The following is a 21,524-nucleotide window of genomic DNA, read 5'->3' on the forward strand; positions in this document are numbered from 1 at the left end:
GTGTCAGCCTCGAAACAGCGTGCTTCCATAGTAAGCATGCTTACTATGATGCGGCCAGTTGCTCGGAGTCTTTCGTGCTTGGCGTTCGGTCCATGATGTATTCCGTTCACGTTCATGTCGGGTTCATCGGTGGCGCGGGTGCCCGGCGGTTACGCTTAGCCGGTGGAGCAGCTCTACGCGATTCTCGCGTGCATAATTCTTGTCGCATTGGCCATCTTCCAACTGGCCTTGGTGGCTGGTGCCCCCATCGGGCGGTTCGCGTGGGGTGGCCAGCACGAGGTCCTGCCGCGCAAGCTGAGGATCGGCAGCGTGGTTTCCATCGTGCTGTATGTCCTCTTCGGCTATACGGCGTTGGCGAAATTGGGACTGGTGCCGGTGCTGGTCAGCGAACCCTTTACCGCCATTTTCATGTGGGTTCTTACTGCCTACTTCACTGTGGGTATTGCCATGAATGCGATCTCCCGAAGCAAGCCCGAACGATTCGTCATGACTCCGGTGGCGCTGGTTCTCGCAGTCCTTTTCTTGCTTCTTTCGCTGGGCTGATCCCGCCGGGAAGAACACGCACGTCCCGCGACACTCCAGTTAAACCCAATGTCGGGCCAGAACATCGGCATTTGCTGCCAACTCGGCGGGGACCATCACCGCACCTATGATGAACTGGACTGGCGCCGGACCTGTGGCGCGGAAATGAGGGCCCTTCGATGTTCGCCGTCCCGGCACCCCCGGTGCGCCACCAGCAGCTGCTCGTCACGATTTTCGGCCTCTACGGCCGGAACGCAGGCGACGCCTTGCCGGTCTCTGCGCTGATCTCCATGCTGGGTTCGCTCGGTTACGACGCTCCAGGGGTTAGGTCGTCGGTCTCTCGGCTCAAGGGCAAGGGCGTTCTGAAGAGTGTCCGCGAGGGCGGGATCGCCAAGTACAAGATTTCGGAGTCCGTCAGCGACGTGTTCCGTGAAGGGGACCGGCGGATCTTCGCGCCCGAGCAGCCTGCGCCGGTGGATACCTGGGTGCTGGCCGTGTTCTCGGTGCCGGAATCGATGCGTAACCGCAGGCACCAGCTGCGGTCCGCATTGCTGGCACTTGGTTTTGGCTCGGTGGCGAATGGTGTGTGGATCGCGCCCGCGCACAAGCTGGAGCAGGCCCGGGAACGCCTCACCGCGAGCGGGCTGATCGAGTTCGTGGATCTTTTCCGGAGCGACTATGTATTCGATGGACCCATGCGGCCCAAGATTTCCGAGTGGTGGGACCTCAAGGAACTCGATCAGCAGTTCACCGAATTCCTTGAGCTGTACGAAGGCGCGGAGACGCAATGGATCGAGCGGGTAGGCGACGACCCGGAAGCTGCCTTGGCTGCGTCCACAGAAGAGCTGCGGCGCGACGCATTCCGCTATTACATTCCCATGCTCACCATGTGGCGCAAGTTCCCGTACCGGGACCCGAACCTCCCCGCCGACTACCTTCCACCCGAGTGGCACGGGCCAGCGGTGCGCAAGACGTTCCAGGCGGTACACCGCTTGGCGGCGCCCCTGGCAGCGGCCCACGCGCATGAGGTTATCGCTGAGGCCTTGAACCCGGCGGCCGCCTGACTACTCGCTGGTGTGGGGTGCGTCGATGATGCCGAAAACTTCACCCTGCGGCGCCCGGACAACTGCCATGCGTCCCATGGGGCTCTCCGCGACGGGGCCCATGAGGGTGGCGCCAAGCTCTACCGCCCGTGTGGCAGTACCCTCGGCGTAGTCGCTGGCGAACCAGGTCATCCAGTAACTGGGCACGTCCTCGGGAAGGGCGGTGTCGTGGTGGACCCCGCCGACCTCCCGCCCGTCCAAGGGCCTGAGGATGGTGGAGTAGATGAAGCCTTCCTCGGAGACATCCTGATAACTGACGTCGAAAACCTCGGAATAGAACGATCGCGCCGCAGCGTAGTCGCGGGTGTGGAGCTCGTTCCAGCACAGAGTACCGTGCTCGTTGACGCGTTCGGCCCCGATGTGGGTGCCGGCCTGCCAGACGCCAAAGACCGCGCCGACGTTGTCAATGGCTAAAGCCATGCGACCGGATTCCATCACATCAAACGGGGCCGCAATCAGCTGTCCGCCCGCCGCTTTGACCTTCGCGGACGTGACGTCAACATCGTCCGACGCCAGGAAAGTAGTCCACACGGTGGGCATCCCGGGATCCTGCTTGGGGCCCACGCCTGCCACGGCACGCCCGCCGATGTGTGCCAGGAGGTACTCCCCGGCGTCCTGACCGCCGGATGCGAACTCCCAGCCGAACAGGTCCGCGTAGAAAGCCTTCGCGGCTGCGAGGTCGTCGACGCCCAAGTCCACCCACATGGGTGTTGCGGCAGGCCAGCTCGAGATTTTGGTGGACACGGGACTCCTCGGGGTAGGGCTCTACGGGGTGGCTGACTCCCCGAACACCCGATGCGCCGAACGTCGGAGAGGCAGCCACTATAAAGTGCGCCGTTATCCCGATTCGTGACACGATTTCGACTCCGGATTTTGCGCCGGCCACAAAACCGCCGCCCCAAAACCTCCATCCCCGCATAGGCGGCGGGAAAGCGGAAGCTGCCTTCCCGCCGTCGTGCGTTATGCGTTAGATGGTGCGGGTCGCCTTGGTGAGGTTCTCGCGGAGTTCGTCCGCGTTCTGCCGGATGACGTACGCGGGGCGATCCCGCTCAACGCGCCAGCTGTCGTCCAGCGGGCCGACGTTGACAGTGTCAAAACCGAACTCGTCGTACAGCTTGGTGACAAGCTCGGCGGCTTCCGGGAAATCGCTCGAGGTGGCAAGGGCGCGCCGGTTCGAGGTGCCTGCCGGGGTGCCGTCGGTGGTGATTTCCTTGGCCATGATGTGGTTGAAACCCTTGGCCACCTTGGACGTGGGGAGGTGCTTTTGGAGCAGGCCGGATGTGGTGGCTTCACCATTGTCCAGCTCCGGGATGCGGCCGTCGCGCTCCCAGTAGTAGTTGTTGGTGTCGATGACGATCTTGCCTTCGAGGGGTTCTGCGGGAATGTCCTGGTAGTTCTTGAGGGGGACGGTCACGACGGCGAAATCGCCTGCCGCTGCTGCCTCGGCTGCCGTAGCGGCCCGGGCGCGCGGCCCCAATTCTGCGACCAGCTCGCCGAGGGTTTCGGGCCCCCGCGAGTTACTGACCACGACGTCGTAGCCAAGTTCCACGGCCTTGCGTGCAACCTGGCTGCCAATGTGTCCTGCACCGATAATTCCGATTGTTGTCATACCGGCCCCAACAAGAAGTTGCAGGCGCCTATTTCCCGCGTTACGCAATATTTCGACCCGGCCTATACTAAGGAGTCTTACTATGCGGTATGTCGCTGAAGACAAGGAGGGTTGCGTGGCCGGACATTTGGAACTGGTTGAAACCCCCGATGGGGGATGTCGAATTCTGATGGTGGATGGCAAGGATTGCCTCGTGGGGCTGTCAAGGCGCTTTTCTTCGGTGGATGAGGCTGTTGAGGGAGTCGCTGCGATCCGGGAGGTGGCGGGGACGGGCCTCCTCCGCACCGGCTCGGCTGAGCGATACGCCGTCCTGATGCTGGAAGAACCTGTTATTGACTCTGCGCTGGCGGCGCGGAGTGCGCGGACTCAATCGAAGGTGGTTAGTTGTGGCAGCTGATTCGAATTCAGGAAAGAAGCGCGGAGTCCTCTTTGATGTGGACGGAACCCTGATTGACTCCAGCTATTTCCACGCCATGGCGTGGTGGCAGGCCTTTCGGCGTGAGGGGCTGGACATTGAGATGTCCGCCATTCACCGACGTGTGGGCATGGGGGGCGATCGGCTGATCCAGAGCCTGGTTCCGGACTGCTCCCAGGGCATGCAGGAGGAACTTAAGTCAGCGCACAGTGCTGTCTTCTCGACATTCTGGCCCACCCTGCGGACTTTCGATTCGGTCAGGGATCTTCTGGCCGCGTGCTCGGACGCAGGGTTGGCGGTGGGTCTGGCGTCGTCAGCCCAGGAGCGCGACTTGGAAGTGAGCAGGCACCTTCTGGACGCCGGATCCTCCATCGATGCGTGGACCAGCTCCAACGATGCGAAGGAGAGCAAGCCCGCCCCGGACATCCTTGAGGCGTGCTTGGAGAAGCTAGGGCTCAGTCCTGAGGACGTGGTGTTCGTTGGCGACGCGGTATGGGACGTGAAGGCCGGCGCCGCCATCGGCGTTCCCGTGATCGCCCTGACCTGCGGTGGAATCAGCGAAGCCGAACTGCGCGACGCAGGTGCCGCAGAAGTCTATGACAATCCGCGGCACCTGCTGGAGCACCTGGAGACCAGCATCATCGGCAAGTTGATGACGGGGTCACCGGGAGCCTAGCGCGGTTCGTCGCTGATTCCCTTGTCCCGCCCGCGCCGGTTCCGCAGGGTCCAAATGATCAGCGCGATGATGATGGCCGCCGCAACTGCCGCCAAAATCCACGGGACGACGTCGGTGCGCGTCTGCTCCTGCTGTTCGGTCTCGCTGGTGCCTGGGTTTGCGGGTCCGGTGCCGGCGGGATTCGAGACGTCGGTGGTCGGCTCTGCTGTGGGTGTTGCCGTGGAGGGCCCGGAGGGGTTGCTGGGTTCCGGCGATGGAGTGGTGGTGGCGGCGACGCTGCCCTGCGTGCCGACTGCTGCGTTGGCTGCAACGGTAGTAGAGAGCAGGGACCCGGCGAACAGGGCCAAAGCAAGGGTGGTCACAGCTAATCTGCGAAGCATCGTTCCTCCTGGGTTACTAGCATGATTCCTCGTATAGTAAGCATACTGACTAAGCCGTGACTGTGGATGCTTTTTGCGGACGCCACACGCAGCACATCTGGAGCGGCACCAGCGGCCGCCTTACCGCGTGAGCTTCGCGGAATCCGGTTCCTGGTCGCCAATGTGGCCCGGCGCGTTGGCAGCGAGGACACGCTGTACGAACGCGCTGTACTCCTCCATGTAGTGGCGCAACAGCGCGGCGGTGCCTTGGTCCTTAACTGAACCGTCGTCGTCGTACGCGTCTGCGACAAAGCGGATGTAAGCCTCAGGCGCATTCAGCTGCGGTGCGTCCAGGAAGCTCAATACGCTGCGCATGGACGACTGCATCACCGCCGTCCCGATGCCACCCGGTGATGCGCCGATGATTCCGGTGGGCTTACGGGCAAATGAGTTGGTGCCCCACGGACGTGAACCCCAGTCGATGGCGTTCTTCAACGCGCCCGGAATGGAGCGGTTGTACTCGGGGGAGACAAACAGGATGCCGTCCGACGCGGCGATGGCATCCTTGAGTTCCCGTCCTGCCGGCGGGAACTCAGCGTCGTAGTCCGAACTGTACAAAGGCAGGTCCTTGATGGCGATCTCATGGAATTCGAGTTCCGGGGGCGCGACGCTGATGAGGGCCTTGGAGAGGACCCGATTGATGGAATTGCTTGCCAGGCTTCCGACGAAATACCCGATTTTGAAGGTGTCCATAGCGGCGTTCCTTTCCGACGGCACGGCCGCAACCGGCTCGTCCACGGTGTGGTGGCTGGTTGCCCCAGCTCCCACCGACCCTAGTTGACTTGTGCACATAGCGCAGCCCCTACTCCCGCCGGGACCTTTGCGGTCATAGACTCATGCCAACTGGGTTCTGGAGAGTTCCGGAAGAGGGGTGGCGGGTGAAAGCAGGCATAGCGCGCGAGACGCTCGACGGTGAGCGACGTGTTGCCGCAACGCCGGAAACGGTGAAGCAATTGGTGGGTTTGGGCCTTGAGGTTGAGATCGAGTCCGGCGCGGGGCTGGCGTCCGGCCATAGCGACGACGACTACCGGAGGACGGGCGCCGCTGTGGTGCAGTCACTTGATCTCGGATCGCTGGATGTTTTCTGCCACGTACGTCCCATGGAACCGTCGACGGCGGGAGCTCTCCGCCGTGGTTCGGTCACCGTTGGTCTAGGGTCGCCGTCCTCGGAGTTGCCCACCGTGCGGGCGCTCGCCGCTGGGGGCATTACCTCCTTTGCGCTTGAACTCGTTCCGCGGATATCGCGCGCCCAGTCCATGGATGCGCTCACTTCGCAGGCCCTGGTGGCTGGATATCGCTGCGTCCTCGAGGCGGCCATGCGGCTCCCACGGTTCTTTCCGCTGTACATGACGGCAGCAGGCACCATTCCACCCGCCCGAGTCCTGGTTTTGGGGGCAGGGGTGGCTGGCTTGCAGGCTATTGGAACTGCCAAAAGGCTCGGTGCTCGGGTATCTGCCAACGATATCCGCCCGGCCTCGGCCGACGAGGTGGCCTCCATGGGAGGAACGTTCATCAAACTGGATCTCGAAACCGCTGAGGCTTCCGGCGGGTACGCGCGGGAACTCAGCGCAGACCGGGGTGCCTTGCAGCGGGCCCTTTTGACGCCACACGTCGCCCAGGCCGATGTCCTGATCACTACCGCGGCGGTACCTGGGAGGCGCGCTCCGCTCCTGGTCAGCAGGGAGATGGTCCAAGGCATGCGGCCCGGATCAGTAGTGGTGGACTTGGCAGCCGAATCCGGCGGCAACGTGGAGGGGAGCATCCCAGGGCAGGATATTGCCGTCACTACCGGCGACGGTCAGGGTGTGGTGACACTGGTGGGAATCAAGGACCCTGCCTCAGCGATGCCCGCTGACGCCTCGCGCTTGTACGCCAAGAACGTCTCCAACCTCTTGGCCCTTATGACGCGGGACGGCGTAGTGGCTCCGGACTTTGAGGATGAAGTTGTTGCCGGCACGTGCCTCACCCACGACGGTGAGGTCCGGCACGCACCAACTGCGGAAGCACTAACGGCGCTCGCAGGGGAAACTGCCCCCTTTGGTAGCGGACCTGCCGCCGGTTCCCAAACCGGCAGTCCCCAAACCGCCGTTTCCCAGCCCGGCAGTGAAGGAGCGCGCTGATGGACGGCATGAGCCTGCTAACGATCACGGTCCTGGCGGTGTTCGTGGGTTTTGAGGTGGTTTCCAAGGTCTCCAGCACCCTGCACACTCCGCTCATGTCCGGGGCCAACGCGATCCACGGCATCATCCTGGTGGGGGCCATCATCGTGGCCGGACAGGCCGGTGACCCGTGGGTGTTGGCGGTCGCCCTGCTGGCTGTAGTCCTTGCCACGGCCAACCTCGTAGGCGGGTTTGTGGTGACCGACCGGATGCTGGAGATGTTCCGCGGCCGGCAACGGCCGCCGTCGAACGTTCCTCCGAAGAGTTCCGGCGCCGTGGAGGCGGTCCAAGCCGTGGAGCCGGTCCAAAAGGAGCGCCGGCAATGACGCTGCTCAATCCCACCTGGACGGCGCTCCTGTACCTCGCCGCCGCGGCCTGCTTCATCCTCGCCCTGAAGGGCCTGAATTCACCACGGACTGCCCGGCGCGGCAACCTGATCGGAGCATTCGGCGCCGTGCTGGCTGTAGTGACGGTGTTTGTCTCCGTGAAACTGGACAACATCCCTTGGATTCTAGGGGCCATAGCGGTGGGCTCGGGTGTGGCTGCGCCCGTGGCCCGTCGCGTACAAATGACGCAGATGCCGCAGCTCGTTGCCCTCTTCAACGGTGTGGGTGGTGGTGCTGCGGCGCTGGTCGCGTTGCTGGAACTCGCGCATTCGGACGATCCCTGGGTTCGTTTGGCCATCGTCTTCACATTGCTGGTGGGTGCGGTGTCGTTCGCTGGCTCCGGTGTCACTTTCGCCAAACTTCAGGGGCTCATGACCACCCGGCCCGTGACTTTTCCTGGCCTGCCCGCCCTGATGGCCCTGGTGTTGCTGGCTGCCGTGGGGGCTGGAGCGGTGGTGATCCTGAACGGCTCGCTGGTGCTGGCGCTGGTCCTGCTGTTTTTGGGTCTTGTTGCCGGAATCCTGTTGGTGCTCCCTGTAGGCGGCGCTGATGTGCCGATTGTCATTTCACTTTTGAACGCCTTCACTGGCCTGGCAGTCGCGGCGTCTGGGCTGGTACTGGGGAATGTCCTTCTTGTCGTGGCCGGCACCCTGGTGGGAGCTTCCGGCACTATCCTTACCCGTGCCATGGCTGCCGCGATGGGACGCAGTGTTGCAGGCATCATGTTCGGAGCCTTCAAGGGGGGATCCACTGCTGGATCCACAGCGGTGAGTGAGCGGCCGGTGCGTTCCTCCAGTGCGGAGGACGTCGCAGTGCTGCTCGGCTATGCGCAGCGGGTGATCATCGTTCCGGGATATGGCCTCGCTGTCGCTCAAGGCCAGCACACCGCCGCAGAGCTTGCCCTTGCCCTGGAAGCGCGGGGAATTGAAGTGGACTTCGCCATCCATCCCGTGGCTGGGCGAATGCCCGGCCATATGAACGTACTGCTCGCAGAGGCCAATGTGCCGTACGAGTCTCTGAAGGAAATGAGCGATATCAACTCCGAGTTCAAGACCACCGATGTGGCCTTGGTGGTGGGCGCCAACGATGTTGTGAATCCTGCGGCAAAGACCACCTCGGGATCACCGATCTACGGCATGCCCATCCTGGAAGTCGCCGATGCCCGGCAGGTAGTGTTCCTCAAACGCTCCATGCGTCCCGGGTTTGCAGGGATTGAGAATGAATTGTTGTACGAACCCCAGACCACGCTCCTGTTCGGTGATGCGAAGGATTCGTTGACTAAGGTCCTGGGGGCGGTGAAGGCGCTCTAGGAGACGTATGTCTCCCAATTCGACCCACGTATTTCCGTCATGGACCGCGCGGCGACGGCACACGTCTTGTACAGAAACCTTTCAAGGAAAAGTTGTACAACAGCCGAGGAGTCATCGATTTGCAAAACGGTAAGACGGATTCGCTGTTCGGGGCCCGCTTCACCCAAGCAGAGGGGAAGAAAGTGACCAATTGGAGGTTGCTTGTTGGGCAGACTGTCCAGATCCGGCGCGGCAACGACATTCTGGACCAAGGGCTGGTGGACGCTGTGACGTCTGACGGAAATGCTCTATGGCTCACTCAACAAGGGCCCATTGAACGACGGATGGTGATGAAGGAACGAGGAACTGGGCTCTGGATCCGGCTCATGAACTGAGTTCTGACGGCGATCCTGCTGGACTGCCGGGTCTTTCGGACGGTCCTTGGTGGTCCTATGCTGAACCGTACGATTAGCCCTGCCCATGCCGAACCGCCACATTCAAGCGAGGTTGCGCCATGACCGTGAAACTCAACAAGAAGGCTTTCGACCACGCGAAGCATCTGATTCGCGACGGCAGGGTGGTCAAGGACACCCGCGACGACTGGAGCGAACACGCTCCGTCCACCAAGGAAGAGAATGCCTTTCTGGACAAGCACGGCCACGCCGAATACTCCAAGTGGTTCCTCGGTATAGACGACGAACACCCGGACGAGCAAAAGGGCCACTACAAATTCCCGATTGGTGACTTCAAGAAGATCCACCGCTGCGGAGTGATCTCCGCCGAGAGCAGGGCCGGCCAGTACGACTACGAAGATATTCGTGATGCCTTGGGGAAGCTTCTCGAAAAGATTGACGAGGACTGAACCTCCGTGGCCAAGCTCATCTACTCGGCCATCGTGTCCTTGGACGGCTACATCGCGGACACCGAGGGCAACTTTGACTGGGGCGTGCCGGACGAGGAAGTGCACCGGTTCATCAATGCTCGTGAGCGCTCTGTGCAGCAGTACCTGTATGGTCGGCGGCTCTACGACGTGATGAGCGCCTGGGACAGCTGGGACACCTCCTCCGAGCCAGCCCACATCGACGACTTTGCGCAGCTATGGCGAAGTGCGGAGAAGGTGGTGTACTCCCGCTCGCTTCAGGAGCCCACTACTGGAAAGACGCGGATCGAGAGGGAATTCAAGGCACGGGACGTTAGGGACCTAAAGGCCACGGCTGCCAGCGACATTGTCATTGGTGGGCCTGAACTCGCGGCGAATGCATTCCGGGAAGGGCTGATCGATGAATGCCAGCTCTACGTTGTGCCGGTGCTGGTGGGCGGCGGGAAGAAAGGCCTGCCGGACGGAGTCGGCACCCGGCTGGAACTCGCCCAAGAGCGCACCTTCGGCAATGGCACCATCTTCCTGAGGTATCGCGTGATGCACTGACAGGTCCTGCGCTCCTGCCCGGTTGCTGCCATGGCGCGTGTCACGACACCGGCGTTTCGCAGGGAGTTACGTTGATCTCGCACCACTAACCGGGAGGGAACGCTGCCTGTCCTCCGGACTGTGCGCCAAGATCTCCGCGAGCTCGGCCAGCCTGTGCGCGCGTGCCGATTCGGCGGGCGAAAATGGCTCACCAGGCCGGGAAAAGACCAGCGGACCGTGCCACGCGGTCGGAATTTTAAGGATGTCAGTGGAAGGCCCGACGCCGGTAGTCGCCTCGTGCGTGGGGCGTTCCGGATCGATCGGGACTACTTTTGCGGAGAGGAGCTCGGCGACGGCCATCGGAAGCTCCTTCGGGTTCCCGGCGATGCGGGTGGCGAGACTCAAGGCCTTGGTTTGGCCGTCGGCCATGGCTAAAGCCGTGGTGGGCCAAACGTGTGACTCATGCCCGCCGCCGTCGTGCAGTGCTTTCAGTAGTTCCTGCTCGGTGACGTCGCCAGGGGCGGAAAGAACGAACTCATCCATCACCCTTTCACTGAGCCCCGTGGCGGCGCCACCTGTCCGGATCATCGGGTGGACGTGAAGGCTAAGGATGTTGGTGTCCAGCTTGGCGAGGGACTGGGTGATCTTTTGTAGGGACCCAGGTTGGTCCAGCAGTACCGTTCTGGCTCGCCACAGGGCAGGAGCGAGGTGCAGCTTGCGCCGCTGGCGGAGGGCTGGCGCATGCAACCAGCGTCGGAGGACCTTGGCTGCTGATGATTCAGCCACCCAAATGACCAACACTGTGGCGGTCACGGCAAGCAGCAGGACCTTGGCTACGTAAGGCAAGTGAGTTTCCACCACCGCTGCATGGACCAGCAACTCGATGGGAAGCATGACCGCGATGTTCGCGAGTGTGAGCCGGGCTTTGGGCGGTTCGGGCAGCTGTCCGCAGACATCACAGAGGAGATCTGCGGTGACGGGAGTGCTCGGGTTGGGCTTCATGGTTTCATGCTGCCCTGCCCCTGTTTCGAGCCGGTTGCCTGCGCGTCACGTTCTGGGGACAGGCCGGTGAACGTGCAAGAACCCGGCGCCCTCGCGGGGAGGATGCCGGGTTCGTCTAAGCAACGGGGAAGGAGCGCCCGCGGGGAGGACGCTCTTAGCGCGTGCGGTCGGCCCTAGCGCGTGCGGTTGGAATCGAAGTCCGCGTCCAGCTCGGAAGTGTTGCCTGCGGTGCGGGCTGCCGCCGCGTCCTTGAGGAGATCACGGATTTCGGCCAGCAGGGCCGTATCTGCCGGAAGCGGCTCTTCCTCGGGCTCCTCGGTGGAGAGCCGGTCCTTGACCAGGGAATTGATCTTGTTCATGGGTGCCACGAAGATGAAGTAAACCACGGCAGCGGTGATTACGAAGGTCACGAGCGCCGTCAGCACAGCGCCGATATTGATGAACGTGGCGGGGTTGTCCTGCCAGATCCTGAAGCCCAGGCCATCGGCGTTCACTCCGCCTGCGGCAGCGATGAGCGGGTTAATGATGTTGGTGGTGAAAGCAGCAACCAGGGCCGTGAAGGCACTGCCGATGACGACGGCAATGGCCAACTCGATCACGTTGCCGCGAAGTATGAAGTCCTTGAAACCCTTAAGCATGGATGGTCCTCCGATTGGGTGCGGGTGTCTGCCTCAGCAGAGATCAAACTACCACTCCGAAGTTTCAAGCTGGTGTTTCGGGGGCGAGGGGTTATGCCTGGGCTTGCTTGCACGAAGCCAAGACAACCCGCTATGGTGTGAAGCGTGTCACTGACGGTGATGCAACGCTTTTGATCTGCGGCGGGAGAGTCCTGCCGGTACATCCAGTCAGGCGCCGTAGGAGCAAATCCTCCCCAGGAATCTCTCAGGCCCATGTACCGCCGCGGTTAGGCAACTCTGGAAAGCAGTCCGGGTAACCGGACTCACCGACGGTGCAAGCAGGCAACCATTCCTGCGGAATCTCTCAGGTCCAATACAGAGCGGGGAGGAACCCCACATCATCGTGGCGCTCAGTGGGCGCCTGAATCATGGAGTTCCTCTTGACTGTTCAATCAACCCCCACCGCCTTCGCGGACCGGCACATCGGCGCCCGCCGCCAAGCCGACGTTGACACTATGCTCAAGGCCATCGGCTACGACTCGGTCGACGGCTTGGTAGACGTCGCGGTTCCCGATTCCATCCGCCAGGAAACTGCCTTGAAGCTGCAGGACGCCCTTACCGAGGTGCAGGTCCTCGCCGAGCTCCGCAAGCTCGCGTCCAAGAACAAGACTGCCGTGCAGATGATCGGCCAGGGCTACTACGACACCGTCACGCCCCCGGTCATCCGCCGCAACATTCTGGAAGCTCCGGCCTGGTACACGGCCTACACGCCGTACCAGCCGGAAATTTCCCAGGGCCGCCTTGAAGCACTGCTCAACTTCCAGACCATGGTGCAGGACCTCACGGGACTTCCCGTTGCCAATGCCTCGCTGCTGGATGAAGCCACCGCCGTTGCCGAGGCTGTGCTCCTGATGCGCCGCGCCAACAAGAACAAGGCCGCCAAGGATGGCAAGACTGTCCTGGACGCGGATCTCCTTCCTCAGACCATCGCCATCGTGAAGGGCCGCGCTGAGGCGCTGGGCTTCGAGGTTCAGATCGCGGACCTTTCGGCTGGCCTTCCCGACGGCGACATCAACGGCATCGTGCTCCAGCAGCCGGGCGTGTCCGGCCGCGTGTTCGACCACTCCGGCGTGATCGCTGAGGCCAAGGAACGCGGTGCGCTGGTTACCGTTGCCGCGGACCTTCTGGCGCTCACCCTCATCACGCCCCCGGGCGAACAAGGTGCGGACATCGCCGTCGGAACCGCGCAGCGCTTCGGCGTTCCGCTGTTCTTCGGCGGCCCGCACGCTGCTTATATGGCCGTCCGCGAAGGTATGGAGCGCACGCTTCCGGGCCGCATCGTGGGCGTTTCCAAGGACAACGCCGGTGTGCCTGCGTACCGCTTGGCGTTGCAGACACGTGAGCAGCACATCCGCCGTGAGAAGGCCACGTCCAACATCTGCACAGCCCAGGCTTTGCTCGCCATCGTCGCCTCGATGTACGCGGTTTATCACGGTCCTGAAGGCCTGAAGTCGATAGCCGAGACTGTCCACGGCCATGCCCGCACGCTCGCTACCGCGCTGCAGAAGGCCGGTCGCGAACTCGTGTCCGAATCCTTCTTCGACACCCTCACCGTGCGCGTCCCCGGCAAGGCCGACAAGGTCATCGCCGCCGCCGAAGCCCGCGGCATCAACCTGCGCCTCATCGACGCGGACACCGTTGGCGTCTCCGTTGATGAAACCACGACGCCGGAGGTCCTCGCCTCGGTGGCCGTCGCCTTTGGCGCGGGTCCGGTAGGGGACGCGGCAGGGTTCGAACTGCCCGCCAACGTGGCCCGGACGAGCGACTTCCTGCAGCACCCGGTGTTCAACACGCACCGTTCCGAGACACAGCTGTTGCGCTATATCCGCAAGCTGTCCGACCGGGACCTGGCACTGGACCGCACCATGATTCCGCTGGGTTCCTGCACCATGAAGCTGAACGCCACGGCTGAGATGGAAGCGATTTCCTGGCCGGAGTTCGCCTCCATCCACCCGTTCGCTCCTGATCACCAGACAGCCGGCTGGCGCGAACTGATTGAAGACCTGGAAGCCGACCTCACCGAGATCACCGGCTACGATCAGGTCTCCATCCAGCCGAATGCAGGTTCCCAGGGCGAGCTTGCCGGGCTCCTGGCGATCCGCGGCTACCACCTGTCCCGCGGGGACGAGCAGCGCACTGTCTGCTTGATTCCGGCTTCTGCCCACGGCACCAACGCAGCTTCGGCAGTGCTGGCCGGCATGAAGGTTGTTGTGGTGGCTACGGCTGCTGACGGCACCATCGACCACGCGGACCTGACTGCCAAGATCGAAGCCAACAAGGACGTCCTGTCCTGCATCATGATCACCTACCCGTCCACGCACGGCGTCTACGACGCCGACGTCCGCGAGGTCTGCGACGCGATCCACGCAGCCGGCGGCCAGGTGTACGTTGATGGCGCCAACTTGAATGCGCTGGTTGGTCTGGCCCAGCCGGGCAAGTTCGGCGGCGACGTGTCCCACCTGAACCTGCACAAGACTTTCTGCATCCCTCACGGCGGCGGTGGACCGGGCGTCGGTCCTGTAGCTGCGAAAGCCCACCTTGCACCGTTCATGCCCGGCGACGCGAACAGCACTGTTTCTTCGGAGGACGGCGCCTCTACGGGCGTTGCAATCTCGGCTTCGCGTTATGGCTCTGCCGGTGTCCTGCCGATTTCCTGGGCGTATGTGAAGCTCATGGGCGGCCAGGGCCTGACCGAGGCCACGAAGTCCGCGCTGCTGGCAGCCAACTATGTTGCCTCCCGCCTGGATGAGCACTTCCCCATCCTGTACACGGGCGAGGGCGGACTCGTGGCGCACGAATGCATCCTGGACCTCCGTGAGCTGACCACTCGCACGGGTGTCACGGCCGAGGATGTAGCGAAACGCCTCATCGACTTCGGCTTCCACGCCCCCACCCTCGCGTTCCCGGTTGCGGGCACTTTGATGGTGGAGCCCACTGAGTCCGAGGATCTGGCCGAGATCGACCGTTTCATCGAGGCCATGATCACCATCCGTGCGGAGATCGAGCAGGTCGCAGACGGAGTATTCACTGTTGAGAAGTCGCCGCTGCGCAACGCGCCGCACACGGCTGCCGCCGTCGTAAGTTCCGACTGGGGCCGCGACTACCCGCGGGAGCAGGCAGCGTTCCCCGTCCACCACCTGAAGCAGGACAAGTACTTCCCGCCCGTCGGCCGCATCGACGGCGCCGCGGGTGACCGCAATCTTGTGTGCTCTTGCCCTCCCCTCACGGACTTCGAAAACTAAGGACTCCCGACATGTCTGAGAACTACACCGCTCTTTACGAGCAGCACAAAAAGGCCGGCGCATCGTTTACGGACTTCGGCGGCTGGCAGATGCCCCTCAAATACGAATCCGAGCTCGCCGAGCACCACGCGGTCCGTCAGTCCGCAGGCCTGTTCGACCTCTCCCACATGGGGGAAGTCTGGGTAAGCGGCCCGGATGCGGCCGCCTTCCTGGACTACGCGCTGGTGGGCAAGCTGTCCGCCATCGCAGTGGGCAAGGCCAAGTACTCGCTGATCTGCAACGCCGACGGCGGCATCATTGACGACCTCATTTCTTACCGTCGCGCTGAAGACAAGTACCTTGTGGTCCCCAACGCGGGCAACGCGAAGGTGGTTGCTGCGGCACTGCTGGAGCGGGCGGCCGGTTTCGACGTCATAGTGGAGGATGCTTCGGCGGAAACCTCCCTGATCGCCGTGCAGGGCCCGAACGCCGAAGCCATCCTGCTGAGGCTGGTCCCCGCGGAGCAGCACGCGCTGGTCACCGAGCTGAAGTACTACGCTGCCGTTGAGGTCTCCATCAACGGGCAGGACCTGCTGCTGGCCCGCACCGGGTACACCGGCGAAGACGGCTTTGAGATCTATATCCCGAACGTTGACGCACCTGGTCTCTGGGAAGCGCTCCTCGTAAACGGGGAAGGCCAGGGACTCATCCCCGCCGGCCTCGCAGCCCGCGATTCGCTGCGCCTCGAAGCCGGAATGCCCCTCTACGGCAACGAGCTCTCCCGCCACGTCAACGCTTACGCCGCCGGACTCGGCCCCGTGGTCTCCCTCGCCAAGGAAAGCGACTTTGTTGGCCGCGATGCTCTCACGGCCATCAAGGCGGCAGGCGTCGGTTCCACCATCGGCCAGAAGCTCGTCGGACTCAAGGGCATTGGCCGCCGCGCCGCCCGCGCCCACTATTCGGTCCTCAAGGACGGCTCGCTCATCGGCGAAGTCACTTCCGGCCAGCCGAGCCCGACGCTCGGTTACCCGGTCGCATTGGCGTATGTCGACGTCGAGCATTCCGAACCGGGCACGATCGTCGACGTCGACCTCCGCGGGAAAGCCGAACCCTTCGAGATCGTCCAGCTCCCGTTCTACAAGCGCCGGAAATAACCGCCGGATCACCTTGCCCACGGAATCAAGGGATCGAGGCAACCCGCTGAAAGACGGGTTCCAAGCCTCCGTTCGGGTCGCCGCCACCCAACCCGGACCGCGGACCACAACAGTTTTAGACATACGAGAAGTGAGGAATTGGAATGAGCAAAGTAGTTGCCGAGCTGAAGTACTCGGCTGAGCACGAGTGGGTCGCCGCTGATGGTGCCGGGCCTGTAGGGATCGGGATCTCCGCGGTTGCCGCGGATGCCCTTGGTGACATTGTGTACGTGGACCTGCCCGAGGTTGGGTCGACCGTGACTGCAGGCGAGACGTGTGGCGAGGTGGAATCGACCAAGTCGGTATCGGACCTGTACTCGCCCGTCACCGGTGAGGTGACCGAGATCAACGACGCCGTTGTCAGCGATCCCGCCCTTATCAACAACGATCCCTATGGCGCCGGCTGGCTGTTCAAGGTGGCCGCAACAGAAGAAGGGCCGCTCATGTCGGCCGAAGAATACGCTGCAACGAACGGTGGGGAACTGTGAACCCGGTATCCGTAACTGACTTTCAGCAGGTGGTGTCGGCGTCCTTGGACGCCCAGCTTTCCGAGCTGGACCCTGAGATCGCTGCGAAGATCGACGACGAATTGGGTCGCCAGCGCGACGGCCTGGAAATGATCGCCTCGGAGAACCACACAGCTGTTGCAGTGATGCAGGCTCAGGGTTCCGTCCTAACGAATAAGTACGCCGAGGGTTACCCGGGCAAGCGTTACTACGGTGGCTGCGAACACGTTGACGTGGTCGAGCAGCTCGCCATTGACCGCTTGAAGTCCCTGTTCGGCGCAGAGTTCGCCAACGTCCAGCCGCACTCCGGCGCGCAGGCCAACGCCTCCGTGATGCACGCCCTCATCAAGCCGGGCGACACCATCATGGGCCTCAACCTGGCCCACGGCGGCCACCTCACGCACGGCATGCGGATCAACTTCTCCGGCAAGCTCTACAACGTGGTCCCGTACGGCGTCCGCGAGGACACCCACACCGTGGACATGGCCGAAGTTGAGCGTCTGGCCCAGGAGCACAAACCGGCACTGATCGTGGCTGGCTGGTCCGCTTATGCGCGGCAGTTGGACTTCGCAGAGTTCCGGCGGATTGCCGACTCCGTGGGTGCCTACCTGATGGTGGACATGGCCCACTTCGCCGGCTTGGTGGCCGCGGGCCTGCACCCCTCGCCGGTCCCACACGCCCACGTCACCACGTCCACCACGCACAAGACCCTCGCCGGTCCGCGTGGCGGCATCATCCTCTCCAACGACGCCGACATCGCCAAGAAGATCAACTCGGCTGTGTTCCCCGGCCAGCAGGGCGGACCGCTCGAGCACGTCATCGCCGGTAAGGCTGTCGCGTTCAAGATCGCCGCTTCCGAGGAATTCCGGGAGCGCCAGGAACGCGTCCTGGCAGGTGCCCGCATCCTCGCCGAGCGCCTGATCCAGCCCGATGTAGCCGTCAAGGGCATTAACGTGGTCTCCGGTGGCACCGACGTGCACTTGGTCCTCGTCGACCTGCGCAACTGCGAACTCGACGGTCAGCAAGCCGAGGACCGCCTTGCCGCGATCGACATCACCGTCAACCGCAACGCCGTTCCCTTTGACCCGCGTCCGCCCATGGTTACCTCGGGTCTCCGGATCGGTACCCCGGCTTTGGCAACACGCGGCTTCGGGGAAGCGGCGTTCCGGGAGGTTGCGGACATCATCGCCGAAGTGTTGATCGCCGACGCCGATGCGGATCTTTCCGGGTTGCGACACCGCGTTGATGTTCTTGCGAAAGCGCACCCGCTGTATCCGGGGGTTGCGGACCTCTCGTAAGTCGGGTACTGGCTGCCCGTTTCGGGGGTTGGCTGCGGGACGTGCCGTGCGCACGGCATGTTTGGCAGCGAAGCATCGAAACGGTGAAGGGGGCGGGCTGATCGGTCGTCCGGGGTCCGCTCCGTTGTTGGGGGCGGGGCGGGGGTCTTTTTCGTTTTACTTAGTTAGGAAAAAACATGGCCGTTGGGGTCTTTGATCTGTTCTCTGTGGGTATTGGCCCGTCGAGCTCTCACACTGTTGGGCCGATGCGCGCCGGGGCAGTGTTTGCCCGGGAGTTGCGTGAGTCCGGCGTGCTCGAATCCGTTGCCGGGTTGCGGGTTGACCTGTACGGTTCCCTGGCTGCCACGGGCAAGGGGCACGGGACTTTCACGGCCGTCTTGCTTGGACTCGAGGGGTTCAACCCTGAGGAGATCCTTCCTGACGAGGTGGAGGAGCGGCTGGCTTCCATTTCTGAGACGGGAAAGCTCAACCTTTCCGGCGGCACGCTCCTGGACTACGCGGTTGAGGACATGATCCTGCATCCGTTGACGGTGTTGCCGCGGCACACGAACGGGATGAAGTTTGCTGTCTCTGATGCTGAGGGGAATGTGCTGCGGGAGGCGACGTTCTTTTCGGTGGGTGGTGGGTTCATTGTCCGGGAGGGTGAGGAGGACGCGGCCCGGGCTGAGCTTGAGGAGACGAAAGCGGAGTTGCCGTTGCCGTTTCGGACGGCGGCGGAGTTGATGGGCCGGTGTTCCTCGAAGGGGTTGGGGATCAGCGACATTATGTTCATCAATGAGCGGGCGTCCCGGAGTGAGGAGGAGATCCGGGAGGGTCTTTTGCATATCTGGTCGGTGATGGAGGCGTGTGTTGAAACGTCTTTGAAGCGTGAGGGTGTGTTGCCCGGGGGTTTGAAGGTCCGGCGTCGTTCTCCTGATTGGTTGGAGCGGTTGCTGAAGGAGGACAAGGACCGGAACGATCCGAAGTATTGGCAGGAGTGGGTGAACCTGATCGCGTTGGCGGTCAATGAGGAGAACGCTTCGGGTGGTCGGGTGGTCACGGCGCCGACCAATGGTGCGGCGGGGATCATTCCGGCGGTGCTGTATTACGCGTTGAATTATGCTCCGGGGATGGATCAGGCCACGCAGGCCGATAAGGACGATGTGGTGGTGAAGTTCTTGCTCGCCGCGGGTGCGGTGGGTGTGTTGTATAAGGAGCAGGCGTCCATTTCCGGGGCCGAGGTTGGGTGTCAGGGTGAGGTGGGGTCGGCGTCGTCGATGGCCGCTGCCGGGTTGGCTGAGGTGATGGGTGGTACGCCGGGTCAGGTGGAGAACGCCGCGGAGATCGCGATGGAACACAATCTGGGTTTGACGTGTGATCCGATCGGGGGTTTGGTGCAGATCCCGTGTATTGAGCGGAACGCGATCGCTGCGGCGAAGGCGATCAACGCGGCGAAGATGGCTTTGTGGGGTGACGGGACGCACCGGGTGTCCTTGGATGAGGTGATCGTGACCATGCGTGAAACGGGCAAGGACATGTCCCACAAGTACAAGGAAACAGCGATGGGCGGCCTCGCCGTCAACGTCGTCGAATGCTGACGCCGGAGTCACCTGCGAAAATGGAATACCAACAAGGAAGAAACTCATGACACTCGCACCTGAAGGCCGTAAGTTGCTGCGCGTTGAGCAGCGTAACTCGGCGGTCCCGGTTGAACGCAAGCCCGAGTGGATCAAGGCCAAGGTCCAGATGGGGCCGGAGTTCGTTCAGCTCAAGAACCTGGTGAAGAAGGAAGGCCTGCACACGGTCTGTGAAGAGGCCGGTTGCCCGAACATTTTCGAGTGCTGGGAAGACAAGGAAGCGACGTTCCTGATCGGCGGGTCCGAGTGCACCCGGCGCTGTGATTTCTGCCAGATCGATACCGGCAAACCGTCCCCGGTGGACATGTTCGAACCCACCAAGGTGGCCCGCTCCGTGCAGGCCATGCAGTTGCGCTACGCCACGGTGACCGGGGTGGCCCGTGATGACCTGGCCGATGAGGGCGTGTGGTTGTACGCCGAGACGGTTCGGAAGATCCATGAATTGAATCCGGGCACCGGGGTGGAGTTGCTGATCCCTGACTTCTCCGGCAAACCCGAGCACATCGCGGCGATCTGTGATTCCAAGCCCGAGGTGTTCGCGCACAACGTCGAGACCGTGCCGAGGATTTTCAAGCGGATCCGTCCGGCGTTCCGGTATGAGCGGTCCCTGGATGTGATCACGCAGGGCCGGGATTTGGGCATGGTGACCAAGTCCAACCTGATCCTTGGCATGGGCGAGACCCGCGAGGAAATCTCCGAAGCACTGAAAGACTTGCACGCGGCCGGGTGTGACCTGATCACGATCACCCAGTACTTGCGCCCGTCCGAGCGGCACCTGCCGGTGGACCGGTGGGTCAAGCCGCAGGAATTCGTTGACCTCCAGCACGAAGCCGAAGAAATCGGGTTCCTCGGGGTCATGTCCGGCCCGTTGGTGCGGTCCTCGTACCGTGCCGGGCGCCTGTGGGCCACCGCGATGCGTAAGAAGGGCTGGGAAATCCCGGCCGCCCTGGCCCACATCGAGTCCTCCGGCACCACCCGCCAGGAAGCCTCCACCATCCTCGCCGCCCACGGCTAAGCTGCTGCCCCACGCCTACTAGGACTCCGTCATGCTCCCCACACGTGTTGAAATCGTCCCTACCGACGGCATTGTTGATGCCGTCGCCAAGGCAGTGCCAACAGACACCACCATCAGCATTACCTGCCTGCCGCACCACGGCATCGGGCCCACGGTGCGCACCGCGGTACAGCTCAGCGAACTCGGCTACACAGTAGTTCCGCACCTGGCCGCAAAGTGCGTTGAAAGCGAACTGCAGTTGCAGGGGATCCTGCGCGATTGCCGGAACGCGGGTATCACTGAAGTTTTTTCCATTGGTGGTGACGCGGCGCAGCCGGCTGGACCCTATGCCACAGGCGGCGAGTTGCTGAGGGACATCGCGGAAATCACGAGCGGGCAGATGAGCGTTGGAGTGGCGGGCTACCCCGAGGGACACCCGAACATTAACGGTCTCCAGCTCGTGGAGGCGCTGGTGGAGAAGCAGGAACTGGCCAGTGGGATCGTCACTCAGATGTGCTTCTCCGCGGACAGCGTCCATAGCTATGTGGAGTTGCTGAGGAGGGAAGGCGTGCACCTTCCAGTGATTGCCGGCGTCGCAGGCGCGGTACCCAAGGCCAAGCTCATTTCCCTGGCCACCAAGATCGGCGTCGGTTCGTCCTTGAAGTTCCTGAGTAAGAAGGGACCGCTCGCCCGACGCCTCCTTGTAGGCGAACGCTACTCGCCGGAAGCGCTGATCCATGAGTTGGCCGAACGTCCGGGCATCGACGGCATCCAGCTCTACAGCTTCAACTCCTTGGAGTCACTGCCACAGCCGGTCTGACCCGTCCCGCGTACGCGTGTCGGCGAAGATAACAGCAGTAGTACGACGGCGGTTGGTTGCCTCTCTGGGGCCACTGGCCGTCGTCGGGCGTTGAGGGTCGGGCGTTAAGTAACGAACCGAAGCAATCGAACGCCAGCGCAGTTTTAGCTCAAGATGCGCACAATGTTCGCGCAGTCCACTACCAGAGCCGGACGTGTCCGGCGGTTCCGACTCC

General features: G+C 62.8%; 23 protein-coding genes and 1 riboswitch. Of the genes, 17 read left to right on the forward strand and 6 right to left on the reverse strand.

Features of this window, described 5'->3' with window-relative positions; genetic code table 11:
• Positions 1–162: 162 nt before the first annotated feature.
• Positions 163–543, forward strand: coding sequence for a hypothetical protein (locus tag AC0J5Z_RS02895; RefSeq protein ID WP_475037321.1), 381 nt, complete (start codon positions 163–165; stop codon positions 541–543).
• 158 nt (positions 544–701) lie between these two features.
• Positions 702–1,586, forward strand: a complete 885-nt coding sequence (locus tag AC0J5Z_RS02900; protein ID WP_475037322.1) for a PaaX family transcriptional regulator — start codon at positions 702–704, stop codon at positions 1,584–1,586.
• Here the strand turns inward: AC0J5Z_RS02900 and AC0J5Z_RS02905 are convergent, their stop codons facing one another.
• Together AC0J5Z_RS02905 and AC0J5Z_RS02910 are read right to left on the reverse strand one after the other, a co-directional pair.
• Positions 1,587–2,369 (reverse strand): VOC family protein, encoded by a 783-nt coding sequence (locus AC0J5Z_RS02905; protein WP_475037323.1) that lies wholly within the window; start codon positions 2,367–2,369, stop codon positions 1,587–1,589.
• A 223-nt stretch (positions 2,370–2,592) separates the two neighbouring features.
• A complete protein-coding gene (locus tag AC0J5Z_RS02910; protein ID WP_475037324.1) occupies positions 2,593–3,234 on the reverse strand; it encodes an NADPH-dependent F420 reductase in 642 nt (213 codons plus the stop codon).
• Between the two features lie 115 nt (positions 3,235–3,349).
• On the opposite strand from AC0J5Z_RS02910, the gene AC0J5Z_RS02915 reads away from it, so the two are divergent.
• Together AC0J5Z_RS02915 and AC0J5Z_RS02920 are read left to right on the forward strand one after the other, a co-directional pair.
• Positions 3,350–3,631: a hypothetical protein gene (locus tag AC0J5Z_RS02915; RefSeq protein WP_475037325.1), complete on the forward strand. Its 282-nt coding sequence runs from the start codon at positions 3,350–3,352 to the stop codon at positions 3,629–3,631.
• Complete coding sequence (locus tag AC0J5Z_RS02920) at positions 3,621–4,325, forward strand: HAD family hydrolase (protein ID WP_475037326.1); 705 nt, start codon at positions 3,621–3,623, stop codon at positions 4,323–4,325. Before AC0J5Z_RS02915 ends, AC0J5Z_RS02920 begins: the two co-directional genes overlap by 11 nt.
• Here the strand turns inward: AC0J5Z_RS02920 and AC0J5Z_RS02925 are convergent.
• The gene (locus AC0J5Z_RS02925; RefSeq protein WP_475037327.1) at positions 4,322–4,705 is read right to left on the reverse strand and encodes a hypothetical protein; all 384 of its coding nucleotides are present in this window, start codon (positions 4,703–4,705) and stop codon (positions 4,322–4,324) included. The genes AC0J5Z_RS02920 and AC0J5Z_RS02925 overlap by 4 nt on opposite strands.
• Before the next feature lie 120 nt (positions 4,706–4,825).
• On the reverse strand, positions 4,826–5,437 hold the full coding sequence (locus AC0J5Z_RS02930) for an NADPH-dependent FMN reductase (protein ID WP_475037328.1): 612 nt from the start codon (positions 5,435–5,437) through the stop codon (positions 4,826–4,828).
• Positions 5,438–5,622: 185 nt separating this feature from the next.
• Here AC0J5Z_RS02930 and AC0J5Z_RS02935 point away from each other — a divergent pair, with 185 nt between their 5' ends.
• The 6 genes from AC0J5Z_RS02935 to AC0J5Z_RS02960 all read left to right on the forward strand — a co-directional run bounded on the left by AC0J5Z_RS02935 (position 5,623) and on the right by AC0J5Z_RS02960 (position 10,004).
• Entirely contained in the window at positions 5,623–6,864 is a 1,242-nt protein-coding gene (locus AC0J5Z_RS02935; RefSeq protein ID WP_475037329.1) for a Re/Si-specific NAD(P)(+) transhydrogenase subunit alpha, read from the forward strand.
• On the forward strand, positions 6,864–7,229 hold the full coding sequence (locus AC0J5Z_RS02940) for an NAD(P) transhydrogenase subunit alpha part 2 (protein ID WP_475037330.1): 366 nt from the start codon (positions 6,864–6,866) through the stop codon (positions 7,227–7,229). Before AC0J5Z_RS02935 ends, AC0J5Z_RS02940 begins: the two co-directional genes overlap by 1 nt.
• A complete protein-coding gene (locus tag AC0J5Z_RS02945) occupies positions 7,226–8,599 on the forward strand; it encodes an NAD(P)(+) transhydrogenase (Re/Si-specific) subunit beta (protein ID WP_475037331.1) in 1,374 nt (457 codons plus the stop codon). The genes AC0J5Z_RS02940 and AC0J5Z_RS02945 overlap by 4 nt, the downstream gene beginning before the upstream one ends.
• A 182-nt stretch (positions 8,600–8,781) precedes the next feature.
• On the forward strand, positions 8,782–8,973 hold the full coding sequence (locus AC0J5Z_RS02950; protein WP_475037332.1) for a hypothetical protein: 192 nt from the start codon (positions 8,782–8,784) through the stop codon (positions 8,971–8,973).
• A gap of 119 nt (positions 8,974–9,092) precedes the next feature.
• Positions 9,093–9,440 (forward strand): hypothetical protein, encoded by a 348-nt coding sequence (locus AC0J5Z_RS02955; RefSeq protein WP_475037333.1) that lies wholly within the window; start codon positions 9,093–9,095, stop codon positions 9,438–9,440.
• Positions 9,441–9,446: 6 nt separating this feature from the next.
• Complete coding sequence (locus AC0J5Z_RS02960; protein ID WP_475037334.1) at positions 9,447–10,004, forward strand: dihydrofolate reductase family protein; 558 nt, start codon at positions 9,447–9,449, stop codon at positions 10,002–10,004.
• A 66-nt stretch (positions 10,005–10,070) separates the two neighbouring features.
• On the opposite strand, the gene AC0J5Z_RS02965 is transcribed toward AC0J5Z_RS02960, so the two are convergent.
• Complete coding sequence (locus AC0J5Z_RS02965; RefSeq protein ID WP_475037335.1) at positions 10,071–10,985, reverse strand: amino acid-binding protein; 915 nt, start codon at positions 10,983–10,985, stop codon at positions 10,071–10,073.
• A gap of 173 nt (positions 10,986–11,158) precedes the next feature.
• Positions 11,159–11,623 (reverse strand): large conductance mechanosensitive channel protein MscL, encoded by a 465-nt coding sequence (gene mscL, locus AC0J5Z_RS02970; RefSeq protein WP_475037337.1) that lies wholly within the window; start codon positions 11,621–11,623, stop codon positions 11,159–11,161.
• Between the two features lie 171 nt (positions 11,624–11,794).
• Positions 11,795–11,893, forward strand: a riboswitch (glycine riboswitch).
• A gap of 149 nt (positions 11,894–12,042) precedes the next feature.
• Here mscL and gcvP point away from each other — a divergent pair.
• From gcvP to AC0J5Z_RS03005, 7 genes are all read left to right on the forward strand, one after another.
• Positions 12,043–14,904: an aminomethyl-transferring glycine dehydrogenase gene (gene gcvP / locus AC0J5Z_RS02975; protein WP_475037339.1), complete on the forward strand. Its 2,862-nt coding sequence runs from the start codon at positions 12,043–12,045 to the stop codon at positions 14,902–14,904.
• Between the two features lie 11 nt (positions 14,905–14,915).
• A complete protein-coding gene (gene gcvT, locus AC0J5Z_RS02980; RefSeq protein ID WP_475037340.1) occupies positions 14,916–16,037 on the forward strand; it encodes a glycine cleavage system aminomethyltransferase GcvT in 1,122 nt (373 codons plus the stop codon).
• Positions 16,038–16,180: 143 nt separating this feature from the next.
• Complete coding sequence (gene gcvH, locus AC0J5Z_RS02985; protein WP_377671186.1) at positions 16,181–16,564, forward strand: glycine cleavage system protein GcvH; 384 nt, start codon at positions 16,181–16,183, stop codon at positions 16,562–16,564.
• Positions 16,561–17,880, forward strand: coding sequence for a serine hydroxymethyltransferase (gene glyA, locus AC0J5Z_RS02990; protein ID WP_475037341.1), 1,320 nt, complete (start codon positions 16,561–16,563; stop codon positions 17,878–17,880). The genes gcvH and glyA overlap by 4 nt, the downstream gene beginning before the upstream one ends.
• Positions 17,881–18,056: 176 nt before the next feature.
• Positions 18,057–19,457 (forward strand): L-serine ammonia-lyase, encoded by a 1,401-nt coding sequence (locus AC0J5Z_RS02995; protein WP_475037342.1) that lies wholly within the window; start codon positions 18,057–18,059, stop codon positions 19,455–19,457.
• A 46-nt stretch (positions 19,458–19,503) separates the two neighbouring features.
• Positions 19,504–20,511 carry a lipoyl synthase gene (lipA, locus tag AC0J5Z_RS03000; RefSeq protein WP_475037343.1) on the forward strand — a complete coding sequence of 336 codons (1,008 nt, stop codon included), beginning with the start codon at positions 19,504–19,506 and terminating at the stop codon, positions 20,509–20,511.
• Between the two features lie 31 nt (positions 20,512–20,542).
• A complete protein-coding gene (locus AC0J5Z_RS03005) occupies positions 20,543–21,310 on the forward strand; it encodes a methylenetetrahydrofolate reductase (RefSeq protein WP_475037344.1) in 768 nt (255 codons plus the stop codon).
• Positions 21,311–21,524: the final 214 nt, after the last annotated feature.

Source organism: Paenarthrobacter sp. TRD_SC_7 (assembly GCF_056156245.1).

Excerpts from the sequence above, each read along its gene's own strand:
- AC0J5Z_RS02900 (WP_475037322.1), top strand. The coding sequence starts at position 702 with ATGTTCGCCGTCCCGGCACCCCCGGTGCGCCACCAGCAGCTGCTCGTC.
- AC0J5Z_RS02910 (WP_475037324.1), bottom strand. The coding sequence starts at position 3,234 with ATGACAACAATCGGAATTATCGGTGCAGGACACATTGGCAGCCAGGTT.
- AC0J5Z_RS02925 (WP_475037327.1), bottom strand. The coding sequence starts at position 4,705 with ATGCTTCGCAGATTAGCTGTGACCACCCTTGCTTTGGCCCTGTTCGCC.
- AC0J5Z_RS02930 (WP_475037328.1), bottom strand. The coding sequence starts at position 5,437 with ATGGACACCTTCAAAATCGGGTATTTCGTCGGAAGCCTGGCAAGCAAT.
- AC0J5Z_RS02940 (WP_475037330.1), top strand. The coding sequence starts at position 6,864 with ATGGACGGCATGAGCCTGCTAACGATCACGGTCCTGGCGGTGTTCGTG.
- AC0J5Z_RS02945 (WP_475037331.1), top strand. The coding sequence starts at position 7,226 with ATGACGCTGCTCAATCCCACCTGGACGGCGCTCCTGTACCTCGCCGCC.
- AC0J5Z_RS02955 (WP_475037333.1), top strand. The coding sequence starts at position 9,093 with ATGACCGTGAAACTCAACAAGAAGGCTTTCGACCACGCGAAGCATCTG.
- AC0J5Z_RS02965 (WP_475037335.1), bottom strand. The coding sequence starts at position 10,985 with ATGAAGCCCAACCCGAGCACTCCCGTCACCGCAGATCTCCTCTGTGAT.
- mscL (WP_475037337.1), bottom strand. The coding sequence starts at position 11,623 with ATGCTTAAGGGTTTCAAGGACTTCATACTTCGCGGCAACGTGATCGAG.
- gcvT (WP_475037340.1), top strand. The coding sequence starts at position 14,916 with ATGTCTGAGAACTACACCGCTCTTTACGAGCAGCACAAAAAGGCCGGC.
- gcvH (WP_377671186.1), top strand. The coding sequence starts at position 16,181 with ATGAGCAAAGTAGTTGCCGAGCTGAAGTACTCGGCTGAGCACGAGTGG.
- AC0J5Z_RS02995 (WP_475037342.1), top strand. The coding sequence starts at position 18,057 with ATGGCCGTTGGGGTCTTTGATCTGTTCTCTGTGGGTATTGGCCCGTCG.
- lipA (WP_475037343.1), top strand. The coding sequence starts at position 19,504 with ATGACACTCGCACCTGAAGGCCGTAAGTTGCTGCGCGTTGAGCAGCGT.
- AC0J5Z_RS03005 (WP_475037344.1), top strand. The coding sequence starts at position 20,543 with ATGCTCCCCACACGTGTTGAAATCGTCCCTACCGACGGCATTGTTGAT.